Source organism: Mucilaginibacter sp. (assembly GCF_036568825.1).
GTDB lineage: Bacteria > Bacteroidota > Bacteroidia > Sphingobacteriales > Sphingobacteriaceae > Mucilaginibacter.
Window position 1 is genome coordinate 1 of record NZ_DATCRU010000025.1, and the last position, 24,087, is coordinate 24,087.

Consider the following 24,087-nt stretch of genomic DNA (forward strand, 5'->3'; position numbering starts at 1 on the left):
AATGATATGTTTTTCCATTTTGGGTTTGATAAGTCCGGGTGTGGTATTCAAAATTATAGCCCTTAGCAGCCATCTTTTTCTGACTAGTTTTGGTTTTGCCTGATGGATTTAACTCTTCCAAAATCCTGCGGTTACGGCGCAATATATTGTTTATGTTGCGAACCAAATTTGAGCTGTTGCTGTTCAGCTGGTTATTATAATTGTTGCGGCATTGGTCGTTACAGAACTTTTTATCGGCGCGGCCATGCAATACTTCGCCGCAATCAAGGCAATATCTTTCTTCCGTCATAGCGGTAAATATAAGCAACTATTTATTCGTTTACAAACGCTTACAAATGGAAGTTGTCGACTATAAGCGATTATTAACCGAATAAATTTTTCGCCCCTCCTCACCTTTGTATCGTTGACTCAGATACGAATATTTTAAAAATTAAAACGATGAATACGTTAAAAAACAGTGTACGCCTTGTAGGGAACCTGGGCATGGACCCCGAAGTAAAAAGCTTTGACAATGACCGCAAACTGGCAAAAATTGCCATTGCCACTAATGAGACTTACAAAAACGACAAAGGCGAAAAAGTAACCGACACCCAATGGCACAACCTTGTTTTGTGGGGAGCCCAGGCTAAACTAGCCGAGCAAATTTTAAGAAAAGGCGATGAAATAGCCATTGAAGGCAAGCTGGCCAGCAGAAGTTATGTAGATAAAGACGGCAACAAACGCTATGTAACCGAAGTGGTGGTGAATGAATTCCTGAAGATCGGATTAAAGAAATAAATACCTAAATCTTTCATAATTACCTAAACCTGTTCTACCTGCCTTATCACAGATACAGGGTGGCGCAAGGCTACCCTGTATATTAAAATTATTAAATCCTAAACCTTATATTTGTTATGTACTTAGAAGCAAAAGAAACCGCCAGGCTGTATAAACTGTTATCCGAAAAATTAGGCAGCGACACAACCGAGGCCATGTTCAAATACATTGATAATAAAACTGAACGATCAGTGGAAGCAACTATTAAGACATTAGCCACCAAAGAGGATATCGCAAGTCTCAGAACTGAGATTGTAGATACCAGGGAGGAAATTGCTAATCTCCGCTATGATATCCGCAAAGAGATGGGTGAGCACAAAGCTGACAACTTCAAGTGGATGTTTATTTTCTGGATTGGGCAGGTGGGCGCCATGCTTGGAATCATATTTTTATTTTTCAAAAAATAGTTCCAATATCTCAATCAAGGCGTCGTTATCGCTACCGGCAATACTTTCCCATTAAAAAAGCGATGACCCGTTAGCGCAAAATCAGCGATATATTTCCCCATTTCAAAAGCCATCACCGGCGATTCATATCCGGGGAAAGCTTTCTCTAACATTTCAGTTTGTGCTGAACCTAATGCCAGGCAATTAACTTTGATCTGTTGCTCAGTGAGTTCCTGGGCAAGGCATTCGGTGAGTGTGTGCAAAGCTGCTTTGCTGGCTGAATAGGCTGACAAGCCTGGGAATTTAGCACTTCCCTGGAAACCACCCATGCTGCCGATGTTCAGGATATGAGAGCCGGCTGGCATATAGGGCAATAGGCTCTGGGTAATGCGAACATGTCCGATAAAATTGCTTTGCAGCATTTCAACAAAGTCACGTTCCAGCAATTCCGTAAATGGCTTATTGATTAAAACACCGGCATTGTTAATCAGAATATCTACCTGTCCATCCAGGTGACTATTGATAAACTGCTGCAGATGGTGATAATCATCGTGCACAATATCAAAAGCAATAGGATATAAAACACATTCAGGATTCAATCCCTTAGCTATTTCCAGCAAACGCCCCAACTTATCTTCAGATCGTGCTAAAGCAACTACTTTATGTTTACTGGTCAATATAAATTCAAGCACCGCTTCAAAACCTACGCCGCTGCTGGCACCTGTGATGACAATATTCATAAGGCGAAGATATTAATTTTATCAAACCACCAGTTTCTGCTCTACAGGATGCTTGATGAGGTAAAGACCATCATTGATCAGCTTTTTAAGTTTCGGCTCTTTTTTGGCTTTATCTTCAAGGAAGTTTCTTATTTCCGCTGCAACCTGTGGTTCAACGTCTTCATGCTCCAGAATCTCTAATATTTCCAATGCGCAAAGCCAATCGTCGTGATGATTTTTTTGCAGGCGCATCCACACATTTCCTAAATATCCAAAATCGCCGCCCTTATGCCTGCGGTTGCGAACTTGCTGGTAAAGCTGATGCAATTCCTGTGTCCGGGCGTCATATTCAACATGATGGGTATTAGTATTCGATTTATAAACAATATCCTCAAAAGCATCTTTATCCGCCGCACCGCAAAATACAGAAGTGATCTTTTCGCCCACCGCCATGTCATACACTCCCCATGATGGATCGAATAATGTTTCACCGCTTTTGTCTTTTACAGTACAATCGGCAAAAGTGATGATCAGGTTCTTGTCTTCAACAGTTAGAATATTTTTCACAGTACCATCCACTGTAATTCCACTGGCAAAGTTCAGACGCGTGTGTTTGCTTAGTTCAATCCCTAGTAGTTTTAATGCATCCGGAGCCATATCTTCCAATGGTGTATCAATGCCTTGTAATCGGCCAACCGGCGAACTAAACCCATCTTTATGATAATCTTTCCCGTGGCCCTTCAGTTGCTGATTATTGTGAGATAATATAGTCGCCCCAGACGTTTTTATGAAAGATGGCTGATCTTCATCCAGCTTCCTGAAATCAGTAACCGTTCCGGATACCTGCAAGCCTGAGCTATATACAACCGTACAGGTATTTTTACTTTCCACCGCCTTCTGTAAACCGTAGTTACCCCCAACACGGAATGACATTGTATTGGCAAACTCCTCAAGTACATCAATCAGGTTTTGGAAAGTCGGTGTTACAAATAGTTGTGGCTGAGGTTTGGTAATATCGTAAGGATAATTCACTGCATCGATGGTATAAGGCAGTTTCTTTATATCCTTTTTCATGCAGGTAACACTTTCACCTATCGATGAAAGTAAACCGGCTCCATATATTTTCGGGTCTTTTAACGTGCCGATCAGGCCATACTCTACCGTCCACCAATGCAAGCGGCTTAGCAGTGCCATCTCCGAAGGTTTGCCCATATTCTCCTGACGGTAAGCAACCAGCTCTTCCGCTTTTTTTATATCCACAGGATCAGCATCAGGCATCTCCTTCAAAATTGACAGAGACCTGATAGCTTCATACAATTGGAAATCCTGTGCAGAAAACATAGCCTTAGCTCCAATCGATCCAAAGTAACTTAGGTATTCGTGGTAATCTTTATCAGCAATGATTGGCGCATGCCCTGCCGACTCATGTATAATGTCTGGTGCGGGGGTATATTCAATATGTTTTAGTTGACGGATATCCGCAGCTATAACCAAAACCCGGTAAGCCTGGTATTCCATAAATGCAGCGGGCGGAATAAAGCCATCAACAGTAACAGCTCCCCAGCCGATCTTACCCAGGGCATCATTCATTTCCTGCAGATTGGGTATTTTCTCGATAGTCAAACCAGCTTTTAAAAGGCCTGGTATGTAAGGATAATAAGCGACATCTTTCAGATAACTATAATTCTGGCGCATCACATAACGCCACACCGCATGATCAATCGGGGTATAGTGGTCGTAGTGCTGCGGTACGATAAATTGCTTTAAATGGCGCGGCAACGCAGCAACCTGCGGATTGTTAAAATCATTAAAATCGCTCATTACGTTCAGTAGGTTTATTAAGAGAACGTAAAGTTAGTTAAATGGTTGTATTGGTTGAAATTGTTGGAGTAGTTGTAGAAGTTGTAATAGTTGAATTGGTTTGACTATTGACTGCCCTCTTCTTTCGTAGCAACAGCAGGCAATCCTTCTTCCAGTCTGCTTGGGCGAATTACATAATAAAGTCCTGACAATGCTACAATCAATGATACCAAATAGAACGACACACTGAGAAACACTGCCAAACCCGTATTCATATTGAATATTGGTGAAAGACGAGCGAAGATTGCCTCTCTTGCTCCCGCCCCACCGAAGGTAATCGGTACTACTGCGGCTAAAGCTGAAATCAAGAAAGATAACAGGTATGGTGCAAATTTCCCGTGAAAATCCTGTCCCATCAGAAAACAAAGTATTGCCAATATCTGGAAAGATTGCACGATAACAGCTTTGGCATGTCCTTTAAAAAAGTGCCGGGTAAAATCCTTAAAGAATATTTTCACTACCGCATAATAAATAGCTGATCCCACAAGGAATATCGCCATTGGTATGGCGATGTGTATCTGCTCCTGTATTTGCGGAATGAATATGGTAAGCGCTACTACGATCAAACCAATGGCCCAAAGCCCGCTCAATCGGTCAAATGCAATGGCCCAGAATACTCGCTTTGCAGGCAAATTATACCGTTTATGTAACAGGTAGATTTTATAACCGTCGCCGCCTATACCACCCGGTAAAAGCAGGTTATAAAATATTCCAAGCGAGTATAGCCTTAGATTGAATCTAGGGTCCAAACGCAGATCAATTGATTTGAAAAAGCTAAGCAAACGCCATGCTGAAGCCACCATAGAACAGGCATACATGAGTATGGCTGCCAGCATCCACCAATAATTGGCGTGTAAAAGGCGATCCTTAATTTCGCCTATGGGCTGCTTGCTGAACACATACCATAACAACACCGACGTAACCGCGAGTTTTAAAAGTAACTTGGTTACGTTCCAAACTTTATGTTTCCAGGTTCGGGGATTGGGGTTGTCCTCTACTGCTTCTTCAAATGTTGTCATCGGCTGCAAAAGTAATATTTTGATTTCACAGATTATTCGTCTGAACCAGAATTCGCAGAATTCAAGAATTTTCAGAATATGTCCAGTTCCAAAATTCTGTTCATTCAAAAAATTCGATTAATTCCGGTTCAGACAGCCTTATAAATTGACATTTCAGTTAACATTAAAATTTTAAATTTGCGCAAAATTTTAAGGCTATGGCTAAAGTAAAGGTTGGTTTGGTGCAGATGTCGTGCACGGCTGATAAACAGCAAAATTTGCAAAAGGCAATTGTTAAAGTGCGCGAAGCTGCGGCTAAAGGTGCGCAGATCGTTTGTTTGCAGGAATTGTTTACTTCGCTTTATTTCTGCGATGTAGAGAATTACGATAATTTCAAGCTGGCTGAAGCTATTCCAGGTCCGTCAACCGATGAGCTGTCCAAAGTAGCCAAAGAGTTGAATGTGGTGATCGTTGCCTCGTTGTTTGAGAAACGCACCCAGGGTCTTTACCATAATACCACCGCTGTATTGGATGCCGATGGCACTTATCTTGGCAAATACCGCAAAATGCATATTCCGGATGATCCGGGTTTTTATGAAAAATTCTACTTTACTCCAGGCGACCTGGGCTATAAAGTATTTAAAACCAAATATGCCACCATTGGCGTGCTGATCTGCTGGGATCAATGGTATCCTGAAGCAGCACGAATCACTTCACTGATGGGTGCCGAGATATTATTCTACCCTACCGCTATAGGTTGGGCCACCAGTCAGGACGATACTACCAATACGGAACAATACAACGCATGGCAAACCATCCAGCGTTCGCATGCTGTAGCCAATGGTGTTCATGTGGTAAGTGTGAACCGCGTGGGCCAGGAAGAAGAATTAAAATTCTGGGGTGGATCATTCTTTGCCAACCCGTTCGGCAGTGTGATCTATCAGACTTCACATACAGAAGAAGAAGTAGTGGTTCAAGAGCTTGATCTGACTAAAACTGATCATTACCGCACGCACTGGCCGTTTTTGAGAGACAGAAGAATTGATTCTTATCAGCCCATCACAAAACGCCTTATCGATGAAGATTGATTTTTCTAACTCACCTGCTTCGCAGGGATTTCACTTCCCTGCCGAATGGGCACCGCATACTGCTACGTGGCTTAGTTGGCCTCATAAAGAAGCTTCGTGGCCGGGCAAGATCGCGACCATTTATCGTCCCTATGCTGAATTTATAAAAGCAGTATCTGAAGGCGAGTTAGTCCGCATTAATGTGGTGGATGAGCAGATGGCTGCTTTTGCCAAAGAGCAATTGATGACTGTTGGTGTTGATTTGAAACGGATTGAGTTCTTCGAATTCCCGACCAATGATGCCTGGTGCCGTGATCACGGACCCGCATTCCTGATCAATAGCGATACTAAGCAAAAAGTAATTATCGACTGGGGCTATAATGCCTGGGGGAATAAATACCCGCCGTATGATCTAGATGATGTGATCCCAACTAAGATTGCGAAGCACTTTAATTTGCAGGTTTATCATCCGGGAATTGTGATGGAAGGCGGCTCGGTAGATTTTAATGGTAAGGGCACAGTATTAACAACTACTGCTTGTTTACTGAATGAGAACCGCAATCCGCAGCTTAATCAACAACAAATAGAATCGTACCTGCAAAACTATTATGGTGTAGAACAGGTATTATGGTTGGGTGATGGCATTATAGGTGACGATACTGACGGTCATATCGACGATATTACCCGGTTCACCAATGAAGATACTGTAGTAACAGTAGTTGAAGAAAACAAGAACGACGAAAACTACCACATCCTGCTGGAAAACCTCCAAACGCTTAAAACTATGCGCCTGCTGAATGGCAAGCAACTGAATATCGTGGAGTTGCCAATGCCCGATCCGGTTTATTATGACGGTCAGCGTTTGCCTGCATCTTATGCCAATTTTTATATTAGCAATGCTGCTGTGGTGGTGCCAACCTATCGTTCCAAAAATGATGACAGGGCACTGGATATTCTGACGCAGTGTTTTCCTGATCGTAAGGTCATCGGCATAGATTCAACAGATATTATCTGGGGACTGGGTAGTTTTCATTGCCTTAGCCAGCAGGAGCCATCAGTTTAAAGTATCCTATACCGGTACTTTCACAAAGAAGAATTTATAGCGACTTTATAATCATTATAAATTCTTTTTTATTTTTACGTCAATATATGTACTAAACCTTTCACAAATGAAAAAATATCTCCTGGTTTTCGTTTCAGTAATTGCCCTTTTGTATTCCTGTAAAAAAGACAATCCATCAAACAACAATAACACAAATCAGCAAACTAAAATCTCTGGCAAATGGTATTATATGCAGGATACCGTTCTGGAATATAAGAACGGAGTTTTAAGTCGCATAGTAAATCAACTTTCATCAACAACTATTGACCCCAATTATTATCTACAGTTTAATGGTGATGGCACAGGTATTTCTTCTGGCGATTCAGGAAGCGTTAATTTCACCTATACACTTTCCAACAATAAACTAACCACAAATTACCCTTCTCATACAGAAAGCTCGCCGGGAGGCGCTATAACCTTTCCTGCATTCAGCGATCAAGGGACTGTCAAAATGCTTGCCGACGGCAGATTGGAGTTGTTCTATGATGATTCGACAACGGACGGCTCAGGAAACGTAATACGGGACACCGAGGCGGTCTATTACATAAAACAATAAACCCTTTCAGCAACACTGAAATCTCTACCCATTGAACTAAGCATATTGTTTTTTCTTCAGATCCAGTATCGAGAAATTGCTATCCGCTTTTTTTATCACATTACTCAGGACGCCCAGGCCGGTTACTTCCATTTCTACTAAATCGCCGGGTTGCAGCCATTGGGTTTGGTAATTAGGGTCGTTAAGCAAGCCTGTGCCATTTAATTCAAGGAAACAACCGGTACCAACGGTACCAGAACCTATTACATCGCCCGGCAATACATCACAACCATACGCGCAACGCTCGATGATCTCGGCAAATGTCCAATCCATATCGGCCATATTTCCGTTGGATACTTCTTTACCGTTCACATGGCATTTCATGTTCAGCTTATAATTATTACCTGTATGGCCAGGTTTTGCAGGCACTTTATATTGCTCCAATTCATCAGGCGTAACCAACCACGGACCAATCACCGTCGAAAAATCCTTCCCTTTTGCCGGGCCGAGATTTAACAACATCTCCTCCATTTGTAAGGTTCGCGCGCTCATATCATTCATGATCATATAACCGGCTATGTAACTGTCAGCTTCAGAGGCTCTGATATTCCTGCCTTTTTTGTTAAGTGCGACAGCCACTTCCAGCTCAAAATCAAGTTTATTGAAATGATCAGGCATGCATTCTATCTCGCCTATTCCCTGTATAGCATTGTGATTAGTAAAGTAAAAAATAGGATACTGATCAAACTCGGGTATCATAGGCACCCTGCGGTTTCGTCTGGCTGCCTCCACATGCTGACGGAAAGCGTATCCATCACGGCATGACGTAGGATGAGGCACCGGAGCTAATAACTCAAAGAATAATTCTTCTTTAGCTTCCAGTCTTCCTGAGGCAATATCATCGTTCACTTTCCTTGCCCGGTCCATCAATTCATCACCACCCCATAAAAAATCATTCATGTTATCGGGCAGCAGTTTATGGCACGAGTTGAGGTTATATATGTGGCCGTTAACATAGATACCCAGGTGCTCACGGTCTTCGGTTTTATAGGATACTAATTTCATGGCAGAGTTAATTGGTGTGTCAAAGCTATTGATTTTAGTTGAGGAGAAGTTGTAGAAGTTGAAAATGTTATAGTGGTTGAAGTGATTAACCTTTTCAACCACTACAACATTTATAACCATTACAACTAACCTCTTGCACATTAAATTTATCTGTTCTAACTTTGTATTATCATGCTGCGCATACAAAAACATTTCCTGTTTTCCCTGGGGCTCACTTCGATGAGCGATGCTTCTTCTTTCAGGGATGCCATGCTTGCTAAAATTGTGCTGGCACAATACTAAACAACGTTGAAAAGTTGTAAGGTTGAAACGTTGTAAAGTTGACCACCTTATAGCTCTCCCTAAAACTATTATAGCTTCATATTCGTTTTATTGTGAAATGGGTAAGTGATTGATTATAAAACCTTTCAATCTTACAACATTTCAACTTTACAACCAAATTACAGACTATGCCCGTATATCATAAATTAGGGAAGATCCCGCCAAAGCGGCACACGCAATTCCGCAAGCCCGATGGCACTTTATATGCCGAAGAGCTGGTATCAACCGAAGGTTTTTCAAGCCTTTACTCGCTCGTGTACCATGTGTATCCACCGACTATCGTAAAAACTTTAGGTGAGCCCTATTCGGTTGAGCCGAAAATTGCCCGCGAAAAACACCTGAAACATACCAGCCTCATCGGGTTTAAAATTGAACCGGAGTATGATTACTTAAAAAGCCGCAAACCGGTTTTGGTCAATAGCGATCTGCATATTTCATTAGCAGCCCCACGTAAATCCATGATGGACTATTTTTATAAGAATAGCCAGGCTGATGAGGTGATTTTTGTACATGTTGGTTCAGGCACATTGAAAACCGGCTATGGGAACATCCCATTTGAATATGGTGATTACCTGATCGTTCCTCGCGGTACCATTTACCAATTAGAATTTAATAGCGAAGATAACCGCCTGTTTATCGTAGAAAGCTTTAGCCCGATACGGTCGCCTAAGCGCTACTTAAATCAATACGGACAGTTAATGGAACACGCTCCCTATTGTGAGCGCGATCTGAAATTGCCTGAGCATATCGAAACCCATGACGAAAAAGGCGACTTTAAGATCCTGATAAAAAAGCAGGGCTTAATCTATCCTTACATCTACGGTACGCACCCCTTCGATTTTATTGGATGGGACGGTTATCATTATCCTTATGCTTTTTCAATCCACAACTTCGAACCGATAACAGGCAGGCTGCATCAACCGCCGCCGGTACATCAAACTTTTGAGGGTCACAATTTTGTGATCTGCTCATTTGTACCACGCAAATTCGATTATCATCCATTGTCTATTCCTGCTCCTTACAATCATAGCAATGTGGATAGTGACGAAGTTTTATACTACGTCGACGGTGATTTCATGAGCCGCAAAAGCGTAGTTAAAGGACAAATTACTTTACATCCCGGAGGCATACCTCATGGCCCTGCACCTGGCGCAGTGGAACGCTCGATAGGTAAAGAATCAACAGATGAACTGGCAGTGATGATCGATCCATTCAGACCATTAATGCTAACAGAAGACGCAATTAAAATAGAAGATCAGAATTATTACAAGAGTTGGGCGGAAGGAAGTTGAAAAAGTTGAAGTAGTTGTAATGGTTGAAGTGGTAAAAGCTTTAACAATTAATACAACTTCTACAACCTTTACAACCAATACAACTTCTACAACACTTACAACCAATACAACCAATACAACCAATACAACCAAAATGCAAACACTAACCATAGATAAGAAACAACAATCAACTGATTTTTTACCGTTGAACGGTACCGATTATGTTGAATTTTATGTAGGCAACGCCAAGCAGGCCGCTCATTTTTACAAAACAGCTTTTGGCTTTCAGAGCCTGGCTTACGCAGGACCAGAAACTGGTGTCCGCGACAGAGCATCTTATGTATTAAAGCAGGATAAGATACGATTGGTATTGACCACTCCTCTACACTCCGATCACCCAATAGCGGATCACCTGAAAAAACATGGCGACGGTGTTAAAGTACTAGCCTTGTGGGTTAATGATGCTTACGATGCATTTGAACAAACAACCAAACGAGGCGCGCAGCCTTATCAGCAACCACAGACTTTAAAGGATGAGCATGGCGAAGTACGCACAAGCGGTATTAAGCTTTATGGCGAGACCGTGCACTTGTTTGTAGAGCGCAAGAATTACAACGGCATATTTTTGCCGGGTTACCAGGAATGGCATACCGATTACAATCCTGAGCCCGCTGGACTGATGTATGTCGACCATTGCGTAGGCAACGTGGGTTGGCACAAAATGAACGAATGGGTGAATTTTTATGAGGACGTTATGGGTTTTAAAAACATCCTGACCTTTGATGATAAAATGATCTCGACCGAATATTCAGCCCTGATGAGTAAAGTGATGAGCAATGGCAACGGCTATGTAAAGTTCCCGATAAACGAACCGGCAGAGGGCAAAAAGAAATCGCAGATAGAAGAGTACCTGGAATTTTACGAAGGCGAAGGTGTACAGCACCTGGCATTAGCTACAGATCATATTGTTGAAACCGTTAGCGGATTAAAGAGGCGCGGTGTAGAGTTTTTGCATGTGCCCAATACCTATTATGATGATCTGATACAGCGTGTAGGTCATATTGATGAAGACTTGGAACCGCTAAAGGAATTAGGCATTCTGGTTGACCGTGATGACCAGGGTTACCTGTTGCAAATCTTCACCAAACCATTGGAGGATAGGCCAACAGTGTTTTTCGAGATTATTCAGCGTAAAGGTGCACGTTCATTTGGTGCCGGTAACTTTAAAGCGCTTTTTGAAGCGATAGAGCGTGAGCAGGAATTGAGAGGAAATCTGTGATTTCGGAATTCGGAAATTTGAAGTCGGAATTAGTATTAGTTTAGTTTGGCCGGGGCATCCCGGCTTTTTTGTTTAATTTTCTTTCGTGAATATCACCGAAATCATATCAACTTTAAAAGAGAATTCTAACCCGAAACACCATGAAGGGATGAAACGCTTCGCTATAGATAATTCGAAGGCTTTAGGCGTGTCGCTCCCAAATATTCGCAAACTGGCCAGGGGCATTAAAAAAGATCATCAGTTGGCACTTGAGCTTTGGAATACTAATATACACGAATGCAAGATATTAGCTTCGCTTGTTGATGACCCAAAACTGGTAACAGCCAAACAAATGGACAGTTGGGCAGCCGATTTTTACTCATGGGATGTATGCGATCAGGTATGCGGGAATTTATTTGACCGCACATCATTTGCCATTGAAAAAGCATTAGAATACAGCCGATCTGAAAAGGAATACATCAAACGCGCAGGTTTTGTGCTGATGGCTGAATTTGCTGTGCATGATAAAAAAGCAAATGATGAGGCTTTTATGCCATTTTTCCCAATAATAGAAAGAGAAGCCTGGGATGATCGAAACTTTGTAAAAAAGGCTGTTAACTGGGCATTGAGGCAGATCGGTAAGAGAAATAGAAACCTTGGAAAGGCTGCCAAAGAATGTGCTTTACGAATAGCTCAACAAAAAAGCAAAGCTGCAAAATGGATAGCCAAAGATGCATTGGCAGAATTTGAAAAGAAGTTTGGGGATTAGTACTTTTATTGTACTAATCAATTTAATTATGAAACGCAACCTGCTTATCGCGCTATTATTGATCGGAAGCATCAACTGCTTCGCGCAATCAAAAAACCCTCAATACGATGCCCAATTGGCCCAGAAACTTGGGGCTGACGATTATGGGATGAAACAATATGTAATGGCATTTCTAAAGGAAGGCCCCCATCGTTTAACCGACTCTGCTGCACGTATGAAACTGCAGATGGCCCATTTAAAAAACATTGGCCGTCTGGCTGATGAAGGTAAACTTATCGTTGCAGGACCATTTATGGATGATCAGCCCATAAAAGGCATTTTCATTTTCAACGTAAGTACCATTGAAGAAGCCAAAAAACTAACTGAAACCGATCCGGCTATACAGGCAGGTTCATTGGTAATGGAGTTGCATCCCTGGTATGGCTCTGCGGCTTTGATGCAAACCGTCGAGACACATAAGAAGCTGCAAAAGAAAAGCTTCACTGATTAAATCAGTTATTCCAGGGGCATTTTTTTCATAAAATTCCACTTTTTTAGCTATTGAGATACTAATTTGAACATCAGTTATATATGGGCAATTTATTTCCCATTTTAAGATGCTCAACACGGGGAAAAATGCAAAATTATATTCGGCAGCGGAACTTTATGCCCTTTTTTAACGTAAAATAACCAATTGTAAATGAAGTAAATAAGAGATACATTTAATCCTTGTTTTTTACTTCAAATGATTGGTATTTAATTTGTTATCATTGACTGTTATGATGATAAATACCCGTCATCTGATTAATTTAAACTAATGACTGAACTATACTTTAACCATCATAAAATTATTGTGAACTATCTGAAAATATGAGCGTTACAGAAGGAGACAAATTTTCTTATGATGGCGATTTCCATGTTACCGACCTTATTAACGCAATAAACACAGGTATTTGGGAATATAACATCATCACGAAAGACGTGAAATGGTCTTCCGGTTTCTATTCTATTTTAGGATATGACCCGGGCGATATACCTAACACGTACGACTACTTCTTTGAAAATCTTCTTTATTACGAAGATAAACCCGTATTCCAGAGATCATTAAACAGACATCTTAGCGACCCCGCCGAAACTGTACTGATACGCCTTTTAACCAAACGAAAGGGCTATCGCTGGTTTGAGAGCACCGTAAAAAAATGGGGCGATAAAAATGAGCCAAAAATTACCGGCTCCATTGTTGATGTTCACGAATTTAAATTATTAGAGCTACAGGCCAACCGCAACGATTTTCTTTTCAAAGAGACGATCAAGGTAGCCAAAGTTGGCGGCTGGGAGATCGATGTTAAAAGCAGGACGATCACCTTGTCGCGTGAGGCTTATGATATATTTGAGCTGCAGGATAAGGTTAAGCTGACTATTGAGGAAACGATCAGCTTCTTCGAACCGCAATACCGTGAGGCCATTAGTGCTGCGATCGATAATATTATTCAGTATTCACAGCCTTTTGATCTTGAGCTTTTATTCCGCACCGCACGCAACAACCAGATTTGGTTACGCGCGCGAGGCATCGCAGTGATTGACGAGTACGGCCAGTGTATCACCGCCCGCTGTATATTCCAGAACATCGACTACATCAAAAAGAAGGAGATGGATGTTCAGAACGCGGTTAACCTGCTAAGCGATCAGAACAAACGTCTTCAAAATTTTGCTTATATCGTATCACACAACCTGCGTTCGCATACAGGCAACTTGCAATTCATGGTAAACCTGCATGATCAGACCGATGTTGCTGATGATAAGAAAGAGATCTTCGCCCATATCAAATCGATCAGTGAAAGTTTAAAAACTACTATCGATCACCTGAGCGAGATCGTTAAGATTCAAACCGAGATAGGTAAAGAGCGCAAGCGCTTAGATTTTGAAACGACATTCAAAACCGTCATGTCGGCGCTTGAAAGTAATATTGAGTCTACTCATGCAAAAATCGAATATGATTTCAGCAAAGCCCCTGAAGTAAATTATATACCGGCTTACCTTGAAAGTATTTTGCAGAACTTGCTAACCAATGCCCTAAAATACCGTGACCCCGCACGCACGCCAATCATTAAATGCAGTACAGCAAAAGACGGCAACCATGTTTACCTGTATTTTGAGGATAATGGCTTGGGTATCGACATGGAGCGCTATGGCGATAGCGTATTCGGCATGTACAAAACCTTCCATAACCACCCTGAAGCTAAGGGCATTGGCCTGTTCATTACCCGCAACCAGATAGAAGCACTTGGTGGCTCAATCAGCGTTGAAAGCAAAGTGAATGATGGAACTAAGTTTACTATTAAGTTGGTTTAGTGACCAGTTAACCAGTGATCAGTTAATCAGGATTTTTCGAATGCTAAGCACTAATCACTGATTAACCAGTCACCGATCACTATCACTCAATATAACTTTCCAGAATCTTAAAGCCTTTCGTAGTTTTTAATTCGACGGAATCTATTGTTTTTGGAAGCAGGATACACTCTCCCATTTTTACAGGATATTCTTTGCCATCAGCTTCAATAGTATACTCGCCTTCAACACAAACATGAATAACGAAGGAATCCAGGTTTGAATAGTCTTTTGAAGTATTTTCTGTAAAATCCAAAACGTTGGTAGTAAAATACGGGCATTTTACCAGTCGTACTGTCTCATTCTTTTCGGGCTGATATTTGGTTTTATAATCCGGGTAGAAATTGTAGTCGATGGCAGCCAATGCTTCTTCGGTATGCAGCTCGCGTTTGTGGCCCTTGTCGTCTACGCGGTCAAAATCATAAATACGGTAGGTAATGTCTGAGGTTTGCTGTATTTCAGCAATCAGCAATCCTTTACCGATGGTATGTACCCTGCCGGCAGGTAAAAAGAAAACATCTCCCGCAGAAACATCCTCGCGATTCAGGATATCCATGATGTGGCCGCTTGTTAGTTTATCTACGTAAATCTGCTGATTCACCTGCTGGTTAAAGCCGGATATCAAAGTTGATCCCAGGTCAGCTTCGATCACATACCACATTTCGGTTTTGCCAAATGAATTGTGGCGTTTTTTTGCCAGTTCATCGTTCGGGTGAACTTGTATCGACAGATCGTCATTGGCATCGATAAATTTTACCAGCAACGGGAAGATATTGCCAAAATGGTCGTAAACCTTTTTTCCTACCAGTTGATCCTGGTATTTTTCCAAAAGATCAGCCAGTGATTGTCCTTCTAATTCGCCATTTGCCACAACTGACACATCCGATTTAACACCTGATATTTCCCAGGTTTCACCACAGTTTGGCAGGCTACCGAAATCTTTATGCAGATAGGTTTTGATCTTCTGACCGCCCCAGATCTTGTCTTTATATATAGTTTTGAATTTTAAGGGATATAATGTTGACATGGTATAGTAGATTGAATATTATACAAAAGGGATTTCGAGTTGTTTACAGATTTTTTTGCAAAGCAAATTATCCAATTCCTGGTGCCGGCCTACTGCAGTTTGTTTTTGATTTGCCGGATTAAAGTAAATGGCGTGATTCGCACCTTCACGCAAAAGTCGGCAGCCATTCTTTTCGAGATGTTTTATTAAAGCAGAACGCTTCATTATATTAATTCGAGTTCTTCTCTAATAATTGCTTTTCCTGAGTATTCTTTTTCAGTAATTTCTTTATTCGTATCTAACAACAATTTTATAGCATCGAGCAAGTTGTCCTTCAACTCTTCAATAGTTTTGCCTTGCGAAATAGCAGCGGGCAATTCTTCGACCTGCCCCACAAACCATCCATCTTCGCCTTGTTCAATAATTGCTGTGAATTTCATACCTCAAAAATAGCTAAAAATTACAAGACATCTTTGTAGGACTGTTCAATTAAGTTCATTACATAATCAATATCACTCTCATTATTTAAATACACTCTCCTATCTAGTACCCAATTATAACTATCCGGAATTTTAAAAATCCTTTCTTCCGGATCATTATAGACTATAGGTCTTAGATATATCAATATTTTGCTTTTTTGAATATGTACTTCGGCAAACATTTTAGAAACCCTAAAAGCGACATAATAATTATTGATTTTCTCCTGTATGTTTTCATCCAATTCAAATATCCTGCTTTGGAGTGTGAAGAAAAGCTCTTTTACAAAAGGTTGCCCTTTGCTTAGATGATGCTCCAAGTTAAGCTCTGTTTGTTTGCGTTCAGTCTTGACTTCAGTTGTTATAGCGGGTTGATCTATTTGAACCGGTTTTTCATCATCACTATTTAATTTTTCAAGTGTGAAGATTTCATTTTCATAGTAGTGATACTTGTACAATTCAAGCTTTAGGGGAATAACCTCTAAAGTATCTATATCAAATTTGCTATAACTTTCAGCAATACATATTATTCTCGGATTATCCCAGGATATTCTTTTTGCTTTATCCGGGCCAAGCTTTTTCATGACCATCATCTCAAAGAACTCCACTTTTTGAGACTTTAACCATTTGAGATAGGACAAGGCTTGATTAATGACATTATCATTTCTATTTCTCTTGTATTCAATAATTACCGGTGCCCCATCGGCATCGATTGCAAGAGTATCAATTCGTCCACGATCTGTTGTCGGATATTCGGAATATAAAAAGTCCATATCCAACACTTCCAGCAAATTGTCTTCAATCATTTTTTGCAAGACACGCTCTTTGCTTAGCGTTATAATATTGAGCTTTTTTAACTTTCCATTAGAATAATGAAATACAGGCATAAGCTTAGGGTTTAGGTTTCTAAATAACAAAAAAGTCCGCATAGTTACTATACGGACTTTAAGTATGTTCTGTAGAAAGACGCGATGCATCGCGCCTCAACGTGTTAGTTATTATTTACCTAACCTTTTCTTCAGGTTCTCGTCAATTGCTTCCAAAAACTCTTCGGTGTACAGGTAATCTTTTCCGTGCTCTACCTTTGGTTTGATGGTGATGGCAAGGTCCTTGGTCATTTTGCCGCTTTCAACAGTTTCGATACAAACTTCTTCCAGCGTTTTGCAGAATTTGATCAGCTCTTTGTTGTCATCCAGCATACCGCGGAATTCCAAACCTCTTGTCCATGCGAAGATTGATGCAATCGGGTTGGTTGAAGTTGGTTTACCAGCCTGGTGATCGCGGTAGTGACGAGTAACTGTACCGTGTGCTGCTTCTGCTTCCATAGTTTTGCCATCAGGAGTAACCAAAGTAGAAGTCATCAAACCTAATGAACCGAAACCTTGCGCTACGGTGTCTGATTGTACGTCGCCATCATAGTTTTTACAAGCCCAAACAAAGTTGCCATGCCATTTAAGGGCAGAAGCAACCATGTCATCAATCAGCCTGTGCTCATAAGTCAGCTGATTTGCTTCAAACTCCAGTTTAAATTCATTCTCATAAATTTCCTGGAAGATATCTTTAAAACGACCATCATATTTTTTAAGGATGGTATTTTTGGTAGACAGATATAAAGGCCATTTTTTTAATAAAGCCTGGTTAAAGCAGGCACGGGCAAATCCTTTGATCGATTCATCAGTATTGTACATTGCCAAAGCAACGCCATCACCTTTAAAGTTGAATACATCATATGATTGTACTTCGCCGCCATCTTCTGGTGTGAAAGTGATGGTCAGTTTACCTTTGCCTTTGGTCAAAAAGTCAGTAGCGCGATACTGGTCGCCAAATGCGTGACGGCCGATGCAAATAGGTGCGGTCCAGTTTGGAACCAAACGCGGAACGTTCGACATAACGATCGGTTCACGGAAAACCGTACCGTCCAATATATTACGGATAGTTCCGTTTGGCGATTTCCACATGTGTTTCAGACCAAACTCTTCTACACGGGCTTCGTCAGGAGTGATGGTGGCACATTTGATACCTACACCGTATTGTTTAATTGCATTTGCTGCATCAATAGTTACCTGGTCGTCTGTCTGATCACGGTATTCAATACCTAAATCGTAGTATTTTATATCCAGATCAAGGTAAGGGATGATCAGTTTATCTTTGATAAATTTCCATATAATACGGGTCATTTCATCACCGTCAAGCTCTACAACGGGATTTGCTACTTTAATTTTTGACATAACCTGGTTTTTATTTTCTGTTTTTAAAGGGCTCAAATATAAAAAAATGGTATTCCTATTTGTTAAATACTTTGTTGAAATTATTATTAAGCCTGGTGAACAAATATTTCATTTTCAGCGTTAATTAATGAAACATTCAAGTTATTTTTATAAAATTGTGACATATTAAAGGAATATTTGCCAGCCAGAATAGGGCCACCCTCTGATTATGACAAAATTTATTGTAAGAACTGCACTCCTAACTCTCCTTACATGTTTAACCTCCCTTATTTCAAAAGCCCAGATTGGTTATGATTATGGAAGATATGATGTCGGTGTTTCTCTTGGATTCAATCAGTTTTTCGGCGATGTGGTAACTCCAAAAAGCACTAAGGGCGTCAACTTTAATTTTAATTACAACCAGGGCCCATTTATCAATTATATTTTTGAGGCACAATTTGGCAAGCTTGCCGGTGGCGACGCTGTCAATGATCCGCTGGGAAGACAATTTTCTGCTGATTATCAATATTATGCGCTTCGGTTGCAGCTACAAGCGGGTGAGCTGATCGATTATTCGCAGAACGGCGTGGCAAATGCTATGAAGAATTTGTACGTCGGCGCAGGAGTGGGTATTATTTATGATAATATATCCAGCATAAACAGGTATTCGATTCAATTTCCGGGTTATTATACACCAGGCCTGGATAAATCAAGCGAAATATTTATTCCATTCCGCATTGGTTACGAGTTTAAGTTTTTTAACAAATATTCTCGTCCTGATATCAAACTGGATATAGGTTATCAATATAATATGGTGTTTGGCGACGAGCTGGATGGTTTTAAGGCCGGGCGTCTGAACGATGCTTACACTCAGTTCACAATCGGCGTAAAATTCTCCCTTGGGGAGATAACATCTTACCGTAAACCAATCAATTTTTAATCGCAGATTTATATCATTTTTTCAAATCCTTAGCCGAACTTTATTGTTAATTAAGAAACGATAAATTATGGCGAAGAGAGCATTTTCCCCTGAATTTGACGACCAGGATGACAGGGATAGGACATTAAAAGATCAATTAGGCGAAGAATCGGACGTAGAAAACCTGAACTTCAACGAAGAGGACGACAGCTTTGAATATGATGTAGAAAGCGACGATCCTGATTATGATCATCCCGATCCTTACCATACATCAGCTAAGAATGGCGCCGACATGGACTCAACCTATGACGAAGCAAATCCTTATGATACCGCAGATGAATACATTCCTAACGAATCGTTAGAAGATGATGTCGATCAGTTAGGCATGCATGTAGATAACGACGGCAAAATAGTAGATGTCGATCCCATAGATGATGTTCTTTCGCGCACCCCTGAAGACGATCGGACTGACCTTGATGAAGAAGGCTATCCAAAGAATGACAGGAGAAGATGATTTCTGATGTCGGAATTCGGAAGGCGGATTTCGGAATTTTAAATTTTTAATTTATTAATCCAGATCAAGATTAAATCGGCGTCTTAACTCTGCTAACTGCGGGTTTTTATTGGCCATATGCTGATACTTTTCTGTCGTAGTGTATGGGCGTTTGGCTGCCTTGATCTCGTCGATTCTTGTAGTGACCTCGATATTAAAGTTTCTTAAACCTACTCGCAAAAAGTTAAGCAGGTTGTGTTTATCTTCCCTGAACTGATTTTCCTGGGTTTTGTTGGCTAAAATTACCTCAAACTCATAAGGCTTTAGCATAGTCGGGGCATTAGAAGTGAAGATAGTCACCAAAGTCATGTTGCCATCGGCTTTTAGTTTGGCTGCGTAATCACTCCAATGCTTCAGGAAGGCATCCATCGTGAAATCCTCGGTTGCATCGCCTTTAATATAGGGGTCATCTTCCTCTGCCATTTCAGCAGCTGTTGCCTTACCCAGATCCTTTAATGAGGGGATCTTTATGGACGTAGAAGCTGAATTCTGGTTGGGAATAAAGACCTTAGGCTTTTCAGCAGCAATAGGCTCACTCCCATTTTTTACTGGTTCTTTAACCGGGGCAACTGGTTGTGGTTTATTCTCAGCAACAGGCTGAACGCTTACTGGCGGCGCATTATTCTCAACTTTTGGCGCTGCGGGCTGACTTACTGTTGGGGTATCAGGTTTTTTTTTTACCTGCCCGTCTGTAGCAGTCATTTCTCCGGCAGGCGCGGTGAGCATATTGAATGCCGAGGGTAAATGACACATTTTGAGTAAGGCAAGTTCAACCTGCAGTCGCTGATTCTTGCTCAACTTATAACTCAGATCGCATTGGTTGGCGATATTCATTGCTGATAACAGGAACGATACTGACGACGCTTGCGATTGCTGCAGATATTTCGCTTTTATACCTTCGCTTACCTCAAGCAGCTTTAAAGTTGCTGCATCCTTGCTTACTAACAGGTTACGAAAGTGTTCTGATAAGCCTGATATAAAATGGGCACCGTCAAAACCTTTGGATAAAATTTCATCAAATAATAATAAGGTATTAGCGGTATCTTCCTTTAACAGGCCATCTATGATATTAAAGTAATAATCGTAATCAAGGATGTTCAGGTTATCTATTACCGTGCGGTAAGTAACGTTACCATCAGAAAAACTAACGATCTGATCGAACATCGATAAGGCATCTCGCAAACCACCATCAGCCTTTTGGGCGATGATGTGCAGGCCATCTGTTTCGTATTTGATACTTTCTTTGTTAGCGATTGAAGCCAGGTGATTAGCCATATCCTCTACGCGGATCCTGTTAAAATCAAATATCTGGCAGCGTGATAATATGGTTGGTAGTATTTTGTGCTTCTCGGTAGTGGCCAATATAAATATGGCATAATGAGGCGGCTCTTCCAATGTTTTCAAAAAGGCATTGAATGCAGCTTGTGATAGCATGTGCACCTCATCGATGATGTATATTTTATATCTGCCGGCTTGTGGCGGTATGCGCACCTGGTCGATCAGGCTGCGGATATCATCGACAGAGTTATTGGATGCAGCATCCAACTCGTGGATATTGAAGGAATTTCCGTTCTGGAATGAAGTACAAGACGCACAAACACCACAGGCTTCACCATTAGGCTGCAGATTCTCGCAGTTGATGGTTTTGGCAAGAATACGGGCACAGGTGGTTTTACCCACACCACGCGGACCACAGAATAAAAATGCCTGTGCAAGCTGGTTATTCCTGATCGCGTTTTTTAGCGTATTAGTTATATGCTGCTGACCTACAACACTTTCAAAGGTAGCCGGACGGTACTTACGTGCCGATACAATAAAATTCTCCACAGCCACTAAGGTAGCAAGAATATGCCTTAAGTTAAAGACCCGGGAACAGGAATGTTGAGAATATTCGGGAAGTGACTATTCATCATCCTCTTCTTCCTCTTCAGGAAAATGATCGTCGTCATCAACAGAGGGCTCGCCCAGGTCGTCATCTACCTGGATCTCATGCAGGTCATCCATGTCCTGGAGCCTGTCGTCAAAGTCCTCATCCTCAAAGTCTTCATCATCTTCATCTTCCCAGCTATCGTCTTCAGGTTCCCATGAGGAGTTAATCATTAATTCCTCATCCATTTCAAGATCAGTGATTAGCATGATCGTATTTTTTAAATTTAGCGTTTGCGTTTATTTGATATACAATGTTATATAAGTTTTGTCAAAAAACATAGATGGATTTTTGATAAAAATTTTCACATTGTTATTATCCGGAATATTAATCTGACCGCTCAGCCGCACCAGGGATTGCAGCGGATACCGGCCCGTGGCTAATGCCTGTGCAGTATGAGCGAAAAGCCCGCCCGGGTGCCCATATTTTTAAGTAGCAGTTGGCAATGGCAGTTAGCAGTCCTCAATCCTATCAATTCGTTAATTCTGAAAATTCAGGTTCAGACAATATGAAGTACACCCCCTCGCACCACACTTCGAGTGCCTCAGTGTGACACCCGTTTTTAGTTTGCAGTAAACACTAGTATCATGGTAATCTTTTAACCAGGCGAATCATAGTTCAAATGCTTCTTCACTCTCACCAACCGCCACGCGCCCTGCACCTCGCAAAATATCTCAAAATTCTTTGAAAAAACGAAAACTATACCTACATTTGCAGCCCCGTTCTACACGGGTAAAACATTAAAACAAAGCAAGATAATGCAACAGTACGAAACCGTAATCATTCTTACCCCGTTGTTATCTGAAGAAACTGCTAAAGAGGCTATTGCCAAATACAGCAAATTCTTGAAAGATAACGGAGCCGAAATTGTCCAGGAGGATAATTGGGGTTTGAAGAAACTAGCGTACCCTATTCAGAAGAAAAACACAGGGTACTATCACTTAACTGAATACAAGGCTCCGGGTGAATTAATTAATAAATTGGAGATTGAGTTCAAACGTGATGAGCGCGTATTGCGTTTCCTTACTATTGCGCTGGACAAACACGCTATTGCTTACAACGAGAAAAAACGCAGTGGCGCTTTCAATCAAAAGAAAACCGTTAAAGCAGAGGAGGCAGCAAAATAATGGCTAACGAACAAATCCAATACGTTACTGCTCCCAAGGTGGACGATACACGTAAAAAATACTGCCGCTTTAAGAAAAACGGTATCAAATACATCGATTACAAAGACGCAAACTTCTTATTAAAGTTCGTAAACGACCAGGGTAAAGTATTACCACGTCGCCTTACCGGTACTTCATTAAAGTTTCAGCGTAAAGTGGCTCAGGCCGTTAAGCGTGCACGCCACATCGGTTTATTACCTTATGTAACAGATTCTTTAAAATAATCAGGAGGTTTAAACAATGGAAGTTATTTTAAAACAAGACGTAAAAAACCTCGGTGAGAAAGACGAAATCGTAAAGGTAAAACCAGGTTATGGCCGTAACTATCTTATCCCGCAGGGATTTGCTACTTTGGCTACTGAATCTGCCCGCAAGGTTTTAGCTGAAAACCTGAAACAGGCACAATTCAAACAAGAAAAGATCCGTAAAGATGCTGACGCTATTGCAGCTAAACTGGAAGGTGTAAAACTGACCATCGGTGCAAAAGCTGGCGAAAGCGGTAAAATATTTGGTGCGATCAACACTATCCAGATTGCCGACGCTTTGAAAAAAGAAGGCTTTGAAGTTGACCGCCGCCGTATTACTTTTGACGCAGAACCAAAAATGCTTGGCGAATACACTGCCAACCTGAACCTGCACAAAGAGGTGAAAGTTAAAGTTCCGTTTGAAGTAGTAGCGGAATAAATTAAATTTCGAATATCGGATTTACGATTTCGGATTTAGATATTAGAATTTTAGAAAAAGGTGTTTAGTGAAAGCTAGGCACCTTTTTTGTTGACAACAGTAGCCCGCTATTGTTATCGTTATGTAACAATTTAACCGTGAGCAAATCCTATGATTAGCAAAACCGTTATTTTAGGTGTGTTGTTACTTACTTTTATACCTGCATCTATATGAACATGAATATTAAAAAAGTTTTCTTTTTGATCGCAATCTTGCTAGGGGTGGTTTACGAGGCAAGTGCACAATATAACCCTCTGTATAATAATTCCCGGTCAGTAAAATTGGGCATTGGCGTCAGTTCCGGACTTTCTACAGGGGTGGTTTCAGACTACTTTCCTGAAGCAGGGGGAATTTCACTTTCGCTCGAAGTACCCCTCAAACATTCGCCGGTAAGTGTGTTGTTTTCAGCCGGGTATACATTTTATGTGTCGGGTGGCGGATACGATGTTGGTTATGACGATTATTACGGAGCCGATTATGGGGTGTATTATGAAGGAGACATTGCATCATTTATCCCTGTTGAAGCCGGTCTGAAGATCTTTCCTATCAACCGGTTCTTTATAGAGGGATTGGCGG

Annotated in this window: 28 protein-coding genes; 16 read left to right on the top strand and 12 right to left on the bottom strand. The window is 41.1% G+C overall.

The genetic code is table 11. From position 1 onward, the window contains the following. Positions 1-289: hypothetical protein (locus tag VIM89_RS04910; protein WP_488155016.1), on the bottom strand; the 289-nt coding region annotated here is incomplete at its 3' end. Positions 290-438: 149 nt separating this feature from the next. On the opposite strand from VIM89_RS04910, the gene VIM89_RS04915 reads away from it, so the two are divergent. Both VIM89_RS04915 and VIM89_RS04920 read left to right on the top strand, forming a co-directional pair. After that, entirely contained in the window at positions 439-777 is a 339-nt protein-coding gene (locus VIM89_RS04915) for a single-stranded DNA-binding protein (RefSeq protein ID WP_488155017.1), read from the top strand. Positions 778-893: 116 nt separating this feature from the next. Next, positions 894-1,223, top strand: a complete 330-nt coding sequence (locus tag VIM89_RS04920; RefSeq protein WP_488155018.1) for a hypothetical protein — start codon at positions 894-896, stop codon at positions 1,221-1,223. A gap of 14 nt (positions 1,224-1,237) precedes the next feature. On the opposite strand, the gene VIM89_RS04925 is transcribed toward VIM89_RS04920, so the two are convergent. The 3 genes from VIM89_RS04925 to VIM89_RS04935 form a co-directional block, all read right to left on the bottom strand. Beyond that, entirely contained in the window at positions 1,238-1,942 is a 705-nt protein-coding gene (locus VIM89_RS04925; RefSeq protein ID WP_488155019.1) for an SDR family NAD(P)-dependent oxidoreductase, read from the bottom strand. 21 nt (positions 1,943-1,963) lie between these two features. After that, the gene (locus tag VIM89_RS04930; protein WP_488155020.1) at positions 1,964-3,742 is read right to left on the bottom strand and encodes an aromatic amino acid hydroxylase; all 1,779 of its coding nucleotides are present in this window, start codon (positions 3,740-3,742) and stop codon (positions 1,964-1,966) included. Positions 3,743-3,846: 104 nt separating this feature from the next. Then, positions 3,847-4,800, bottom strand: coding sequence for a lysylphosphatidylglycerol synthase transmembrane domain-containing protein (locus tag VIM89_RS04935; protein ID WP_488155021.1), 954 nt, complete (start codon positions 4,798-4,800; stop codon positions 3,847-3,849). Positions 4,801-4,997: 197 nt separating this feature from the next. Here VIM89_RS04935 and VIM89_RS04940 point away from each other — a divergent pair, with 197 nt between their 5' ends. The 3 genes from VIM89_RS04940 (at position 4,998) to VIM89_RS04950 (ending at position 7,504) form a co-directional block, all read left to right on the top strand. Next, a complete protein-coding gene (locus VIM89_RS04940) occupies positions 4,998-5,867 on the top strand; it encodes a carbon-nitrogen hydrolase (RefSeq protein WP_488155022.1) in 870 nt (289 codons plus the stop codon). Further along, a complete protein-coding gene (locus tag VIM89_RS04945) occupies positions 5,857-6,909 on the top strand; it encodes an agmatine deiminase family protein (protein ID WP_488155023.1) in 1,053 nt (350 codons plus the stop codon). The genes VIM89_RS04940 and VIM89_RS04945 overlap by 11 nt, the downstream gene beginning before the upstream one ends. Before the next feature lie 106 nt (positions 6,910-7,015). Then, positions 7,016-7,504 carry a hypothetical protein gene (locus VIM89_RS04950; protein ID WP_488155024.1) on the top strand — a complete coding sequence of 163 codons (489 nt, stop codon included), beginning with the start codon at positions 7,016-7,018 and terminating at the stop codon, positions 7,502-7,504. Between the two features lie 36 nt (positions 7,505-7,540). Here VIM89_RS04950 and VIM89_RS04955 read toward each other — a convergent pair whose 3' ends face one another. Next, a complete protein-coding gene (locus VIM89_RS04955) occupies positions 7,541-8,548 on the bottom strand; it encodes a fumarylacetoacetate hydrolase family protein (protein ID WP_488155025.1) in 1,008 nt (335 codons plus the stop codon). 449 nt (positions 8,549-8,997) lie between these two features. Here VIM89_RS04955 and VIM89_RS04960 point away from each other — a divergent pair, with 449 nt between their 5' ends. The 5 genes from VIM89_RS04960 to VIM89_RS04980 all read left to right on the top strand — a co-directional run bounded on the left by VIM89_RS04960 (position 8,998) and on the right by VIM89_RS04980 (position 14,498). Further along, the gene (locus VIM89_RS04960) at positions 8,998-10,161 is read left to right on the top strand and encodes a homogentisate 1,2-dioxygenase (RefSeq protein WP_488155026.1); all 1,164 of its coding nucleotides are present in this window, start codon (positions 8,998-9,000) and stop codon (positions 10,159-10,161) included. A 133-nt stretch (positions 10,162-10,294) separates the two neighbouring features. Beyond that, complete coding sequence (gene hppD, locus VIM89_RS04965) at positions 10,295-11,419, top strand: 4-hydroxyphenylpyruvate dioxygenase (RefSeq protein ID WP_488155042.1); 1,125 nt, start codon at positions 10,295-10,297, stop codon at positions 11,417-11,419. Between the two features lie 85 nt (positions 11,420-11,504). Then, entirely contained in the window at positions 11,505-12,167 is a 663-nt protein-coding gene (locus tag VIM89_RS04970; protein WP_488155027.1) for a DNA alkylation repair protein, read from the top strand. 28 nt (positions 12,168-12,195) lie between these two features. After that, complete coding sequence (locus tag VIM89_RS04975) at positions 12,196-12,657, top strand: YciI family protein (RefSeq protein WP_488155028.1); 462 nt, start codon at positions 12,196-12,198, stop codon at positions 12,655-12,657. A 359-nt stretch (positions 12,658-13,016) separates the two neighbouring features. Beyond that, complete coding sequence (locus tag VIM89_RS04980) at positions 13,017-14,498, top strand: PAS domain-containing sensor histidine kinase (protein ID WP_488155029.1); 1,482 nt, start codon at positions 13,017-13,019, stop codon at positions 14,496-14,498. A gap of 82 nt (positions 14,499-14,580) precedes the next feature. Here the strand turns inward: VIM89_RS04980 and VIM89_RS04985 are convergent, their stop codons facing one another. From VIM89_RS04985 to VIM89_RS05005, 5 genes are all read right to left on the bottom strand, one after another. After that, on the bottom strand, positions 14,581-15,561 hold the full coding sequence (locus VIM89_RS04985) for a type I phosphomannose isomerase catalytic subunit (RefSeq protein WP_488155030.1): 981 nt from the start codon (positions 15,559-15,561) through the stop codon (positions 14,581-14,583). 18 nt (positions 15,562-15,579) lie between these two features. After that, positions 15,580-15,765 (bottom strand): type II toxin-antitoxin system HicA family toxin, encoded by a 186-nt coding sequence (locus tag VIM89_RS04990; RefSeq protein WP_488155031.1) that lies wholly within the window; start codon positions 15,763-15,765, stop codon positions 15,580-15,582. After that, complete coding sequence (locus VIM89_RS04995; RefSeq protein WP_488155032.1) at positions 15,765-15,980, bottom strand: type II toxin-antitoxin system HicB family antitoxin; 216 nt, start codon at positions 15,978-15,980, stop codon at positions 15,765-15,767. The genes VIM89_RS04990 and VIM89_RS04995 overlap by 1 nt, the downstream gene beginning before the upstream one ends. Before the next feature lie 20 nt (positions 15,981-16,000). Next, complete coding sequence (locus VIM89_RS05000) at positions 16,001-16,903, bottom strand: DUF5655 domain-containing protein (protein ID WP_488155033.1); 903 nt, start codon at positions 16,901-16,903, stop codon at positions 16,001-16,003. 111 nt (positions 16,904-17,014) lie between these two features. Continuing rightward, on the bottom strand, positions 17,015-18,244 hold the full coding sequence (locus VIM89_RS05005) for an NADP-dependent isocitrate dehydrogenase (protein ID WP_488155034.1): 1,230 nt from the start codon (positions 18,242-18,244) through the stop codon (positions 17,015-17,017). 208 nt (positions 18,245-18,452) lie between these two features. Here VIM89_RS05005 and VIM89_RS05010 point away from each other — a divergent pair, with 208 nt between their 5' ends. Both VIM89_RS05010 and VIM89_RS05015 read left to right on the top strand, forming a co-directional pair. Beyond that, positions 18,453-19,163: a hypothetical protein gene (locus tag VIM89_RS05010; protein WP_488155035.1), complete on the top strand. Its 711-nt coding sequence runs from the start codon at positions 18,453-18,455 to the stop codon at positions 19,161-19,163. A 67-nt stretch (positions 19,164-19,230) separates the two neighbouring features. Beyond that, positions 19,231-19,656, top strand: a complete 426-nt coding sequence (locus tag VIM89_RS05015) for a hypothetical protein (protein WP_488155036.1) — start codon at positions 19,231-19,233, stop codon at positions 19,654-19,656. A gap of 54 nt (positions 19,657-19,710) precedes the next feature. On the opposite strand, the gene VIM89_RS05020 is transcribed toward VIM89_RS05015, so the two are convergent. Both VIM89_RS05020 and VIM89_RS05025 read right to left on the bottom strand, forming a co-directional pair. After that, positions 19,711-21,522 (bottom strand): DNA polymerase III subunit gamma/tau, encoded by a 1,812-nt coding sequence (locus VIM89_RS05020; protein WP_488155037.1) that lies wholly within the window; start codon positions 21,520-21,522, stop codon positions 19,711-19,713. 75 nt (positions 21,523-21,597) lie between these two features. Then, the gene (locus tag VIM89_RS05025) at positions 21,598-21,831 is read right to left on the bottom strand and encodes a hypothetical protein (RefSeq protein WP_488155038.1); all 234 of its coding nucleotides are present in this window, start codon (positions 21,829-21,831) and stop codon (positions 21,598-21,600) included. A gap of 549 nt (positions 21,832-22,380) precedes the next feature. On the opposite strand from VIM89_RS05025, the gene rpsF reads away from it, so the two are divergent. From rpsF to VIM89_RS05045, 4 genes are all read left to right on the top strand, one after another. Beyond that, complete coding sequence (rpsF, locus tag VIM89_RS05030) at positions 22,381-22,749, top strand: 30S ribosomal protein S6 (RefSeq protein ID WP_488155039.1); 369 nt, start codon at positions 22,381-22,383, stop codon at positions 22,747-22,749. Beyond that, positions 22,749-23,012 (top strand): 30S ribosomal protein S18, encoded by a 264-nt coding sequence (gene rpsR / locus VIM89_RS05035; RefSeq protein ID WP_302901659.1) that lies wholly within the window; start codon positions 22,749-22,751, stop codon positions 23,010-23,012. The genes rpsF and rpsR overlap by 1 nt, the downstream gene beginning before the upstream one ends. A gap of 16 nt (positions 23,013-23,028) precedes the next feature. After that, complete coding sequence (rplI, locus tag VIM89_RS05040; protein ID WP_488155040.1) at positions 23,029-23,472, top strand: 50S ribosomal protein L9; 444 nt, start codon at positions 23,029-23,031, stop codon at positions 23,470-23,472. Positions 23,473-23,687: 215 nt separating this feature from the next. After that, positions 23,688-24,087: hypothetical protein (locus VIM89_RS05045; RefSeq protein WP_488155041.1), on the top strand; the 400-nt coding region annotated here is incomplete at its 3' end.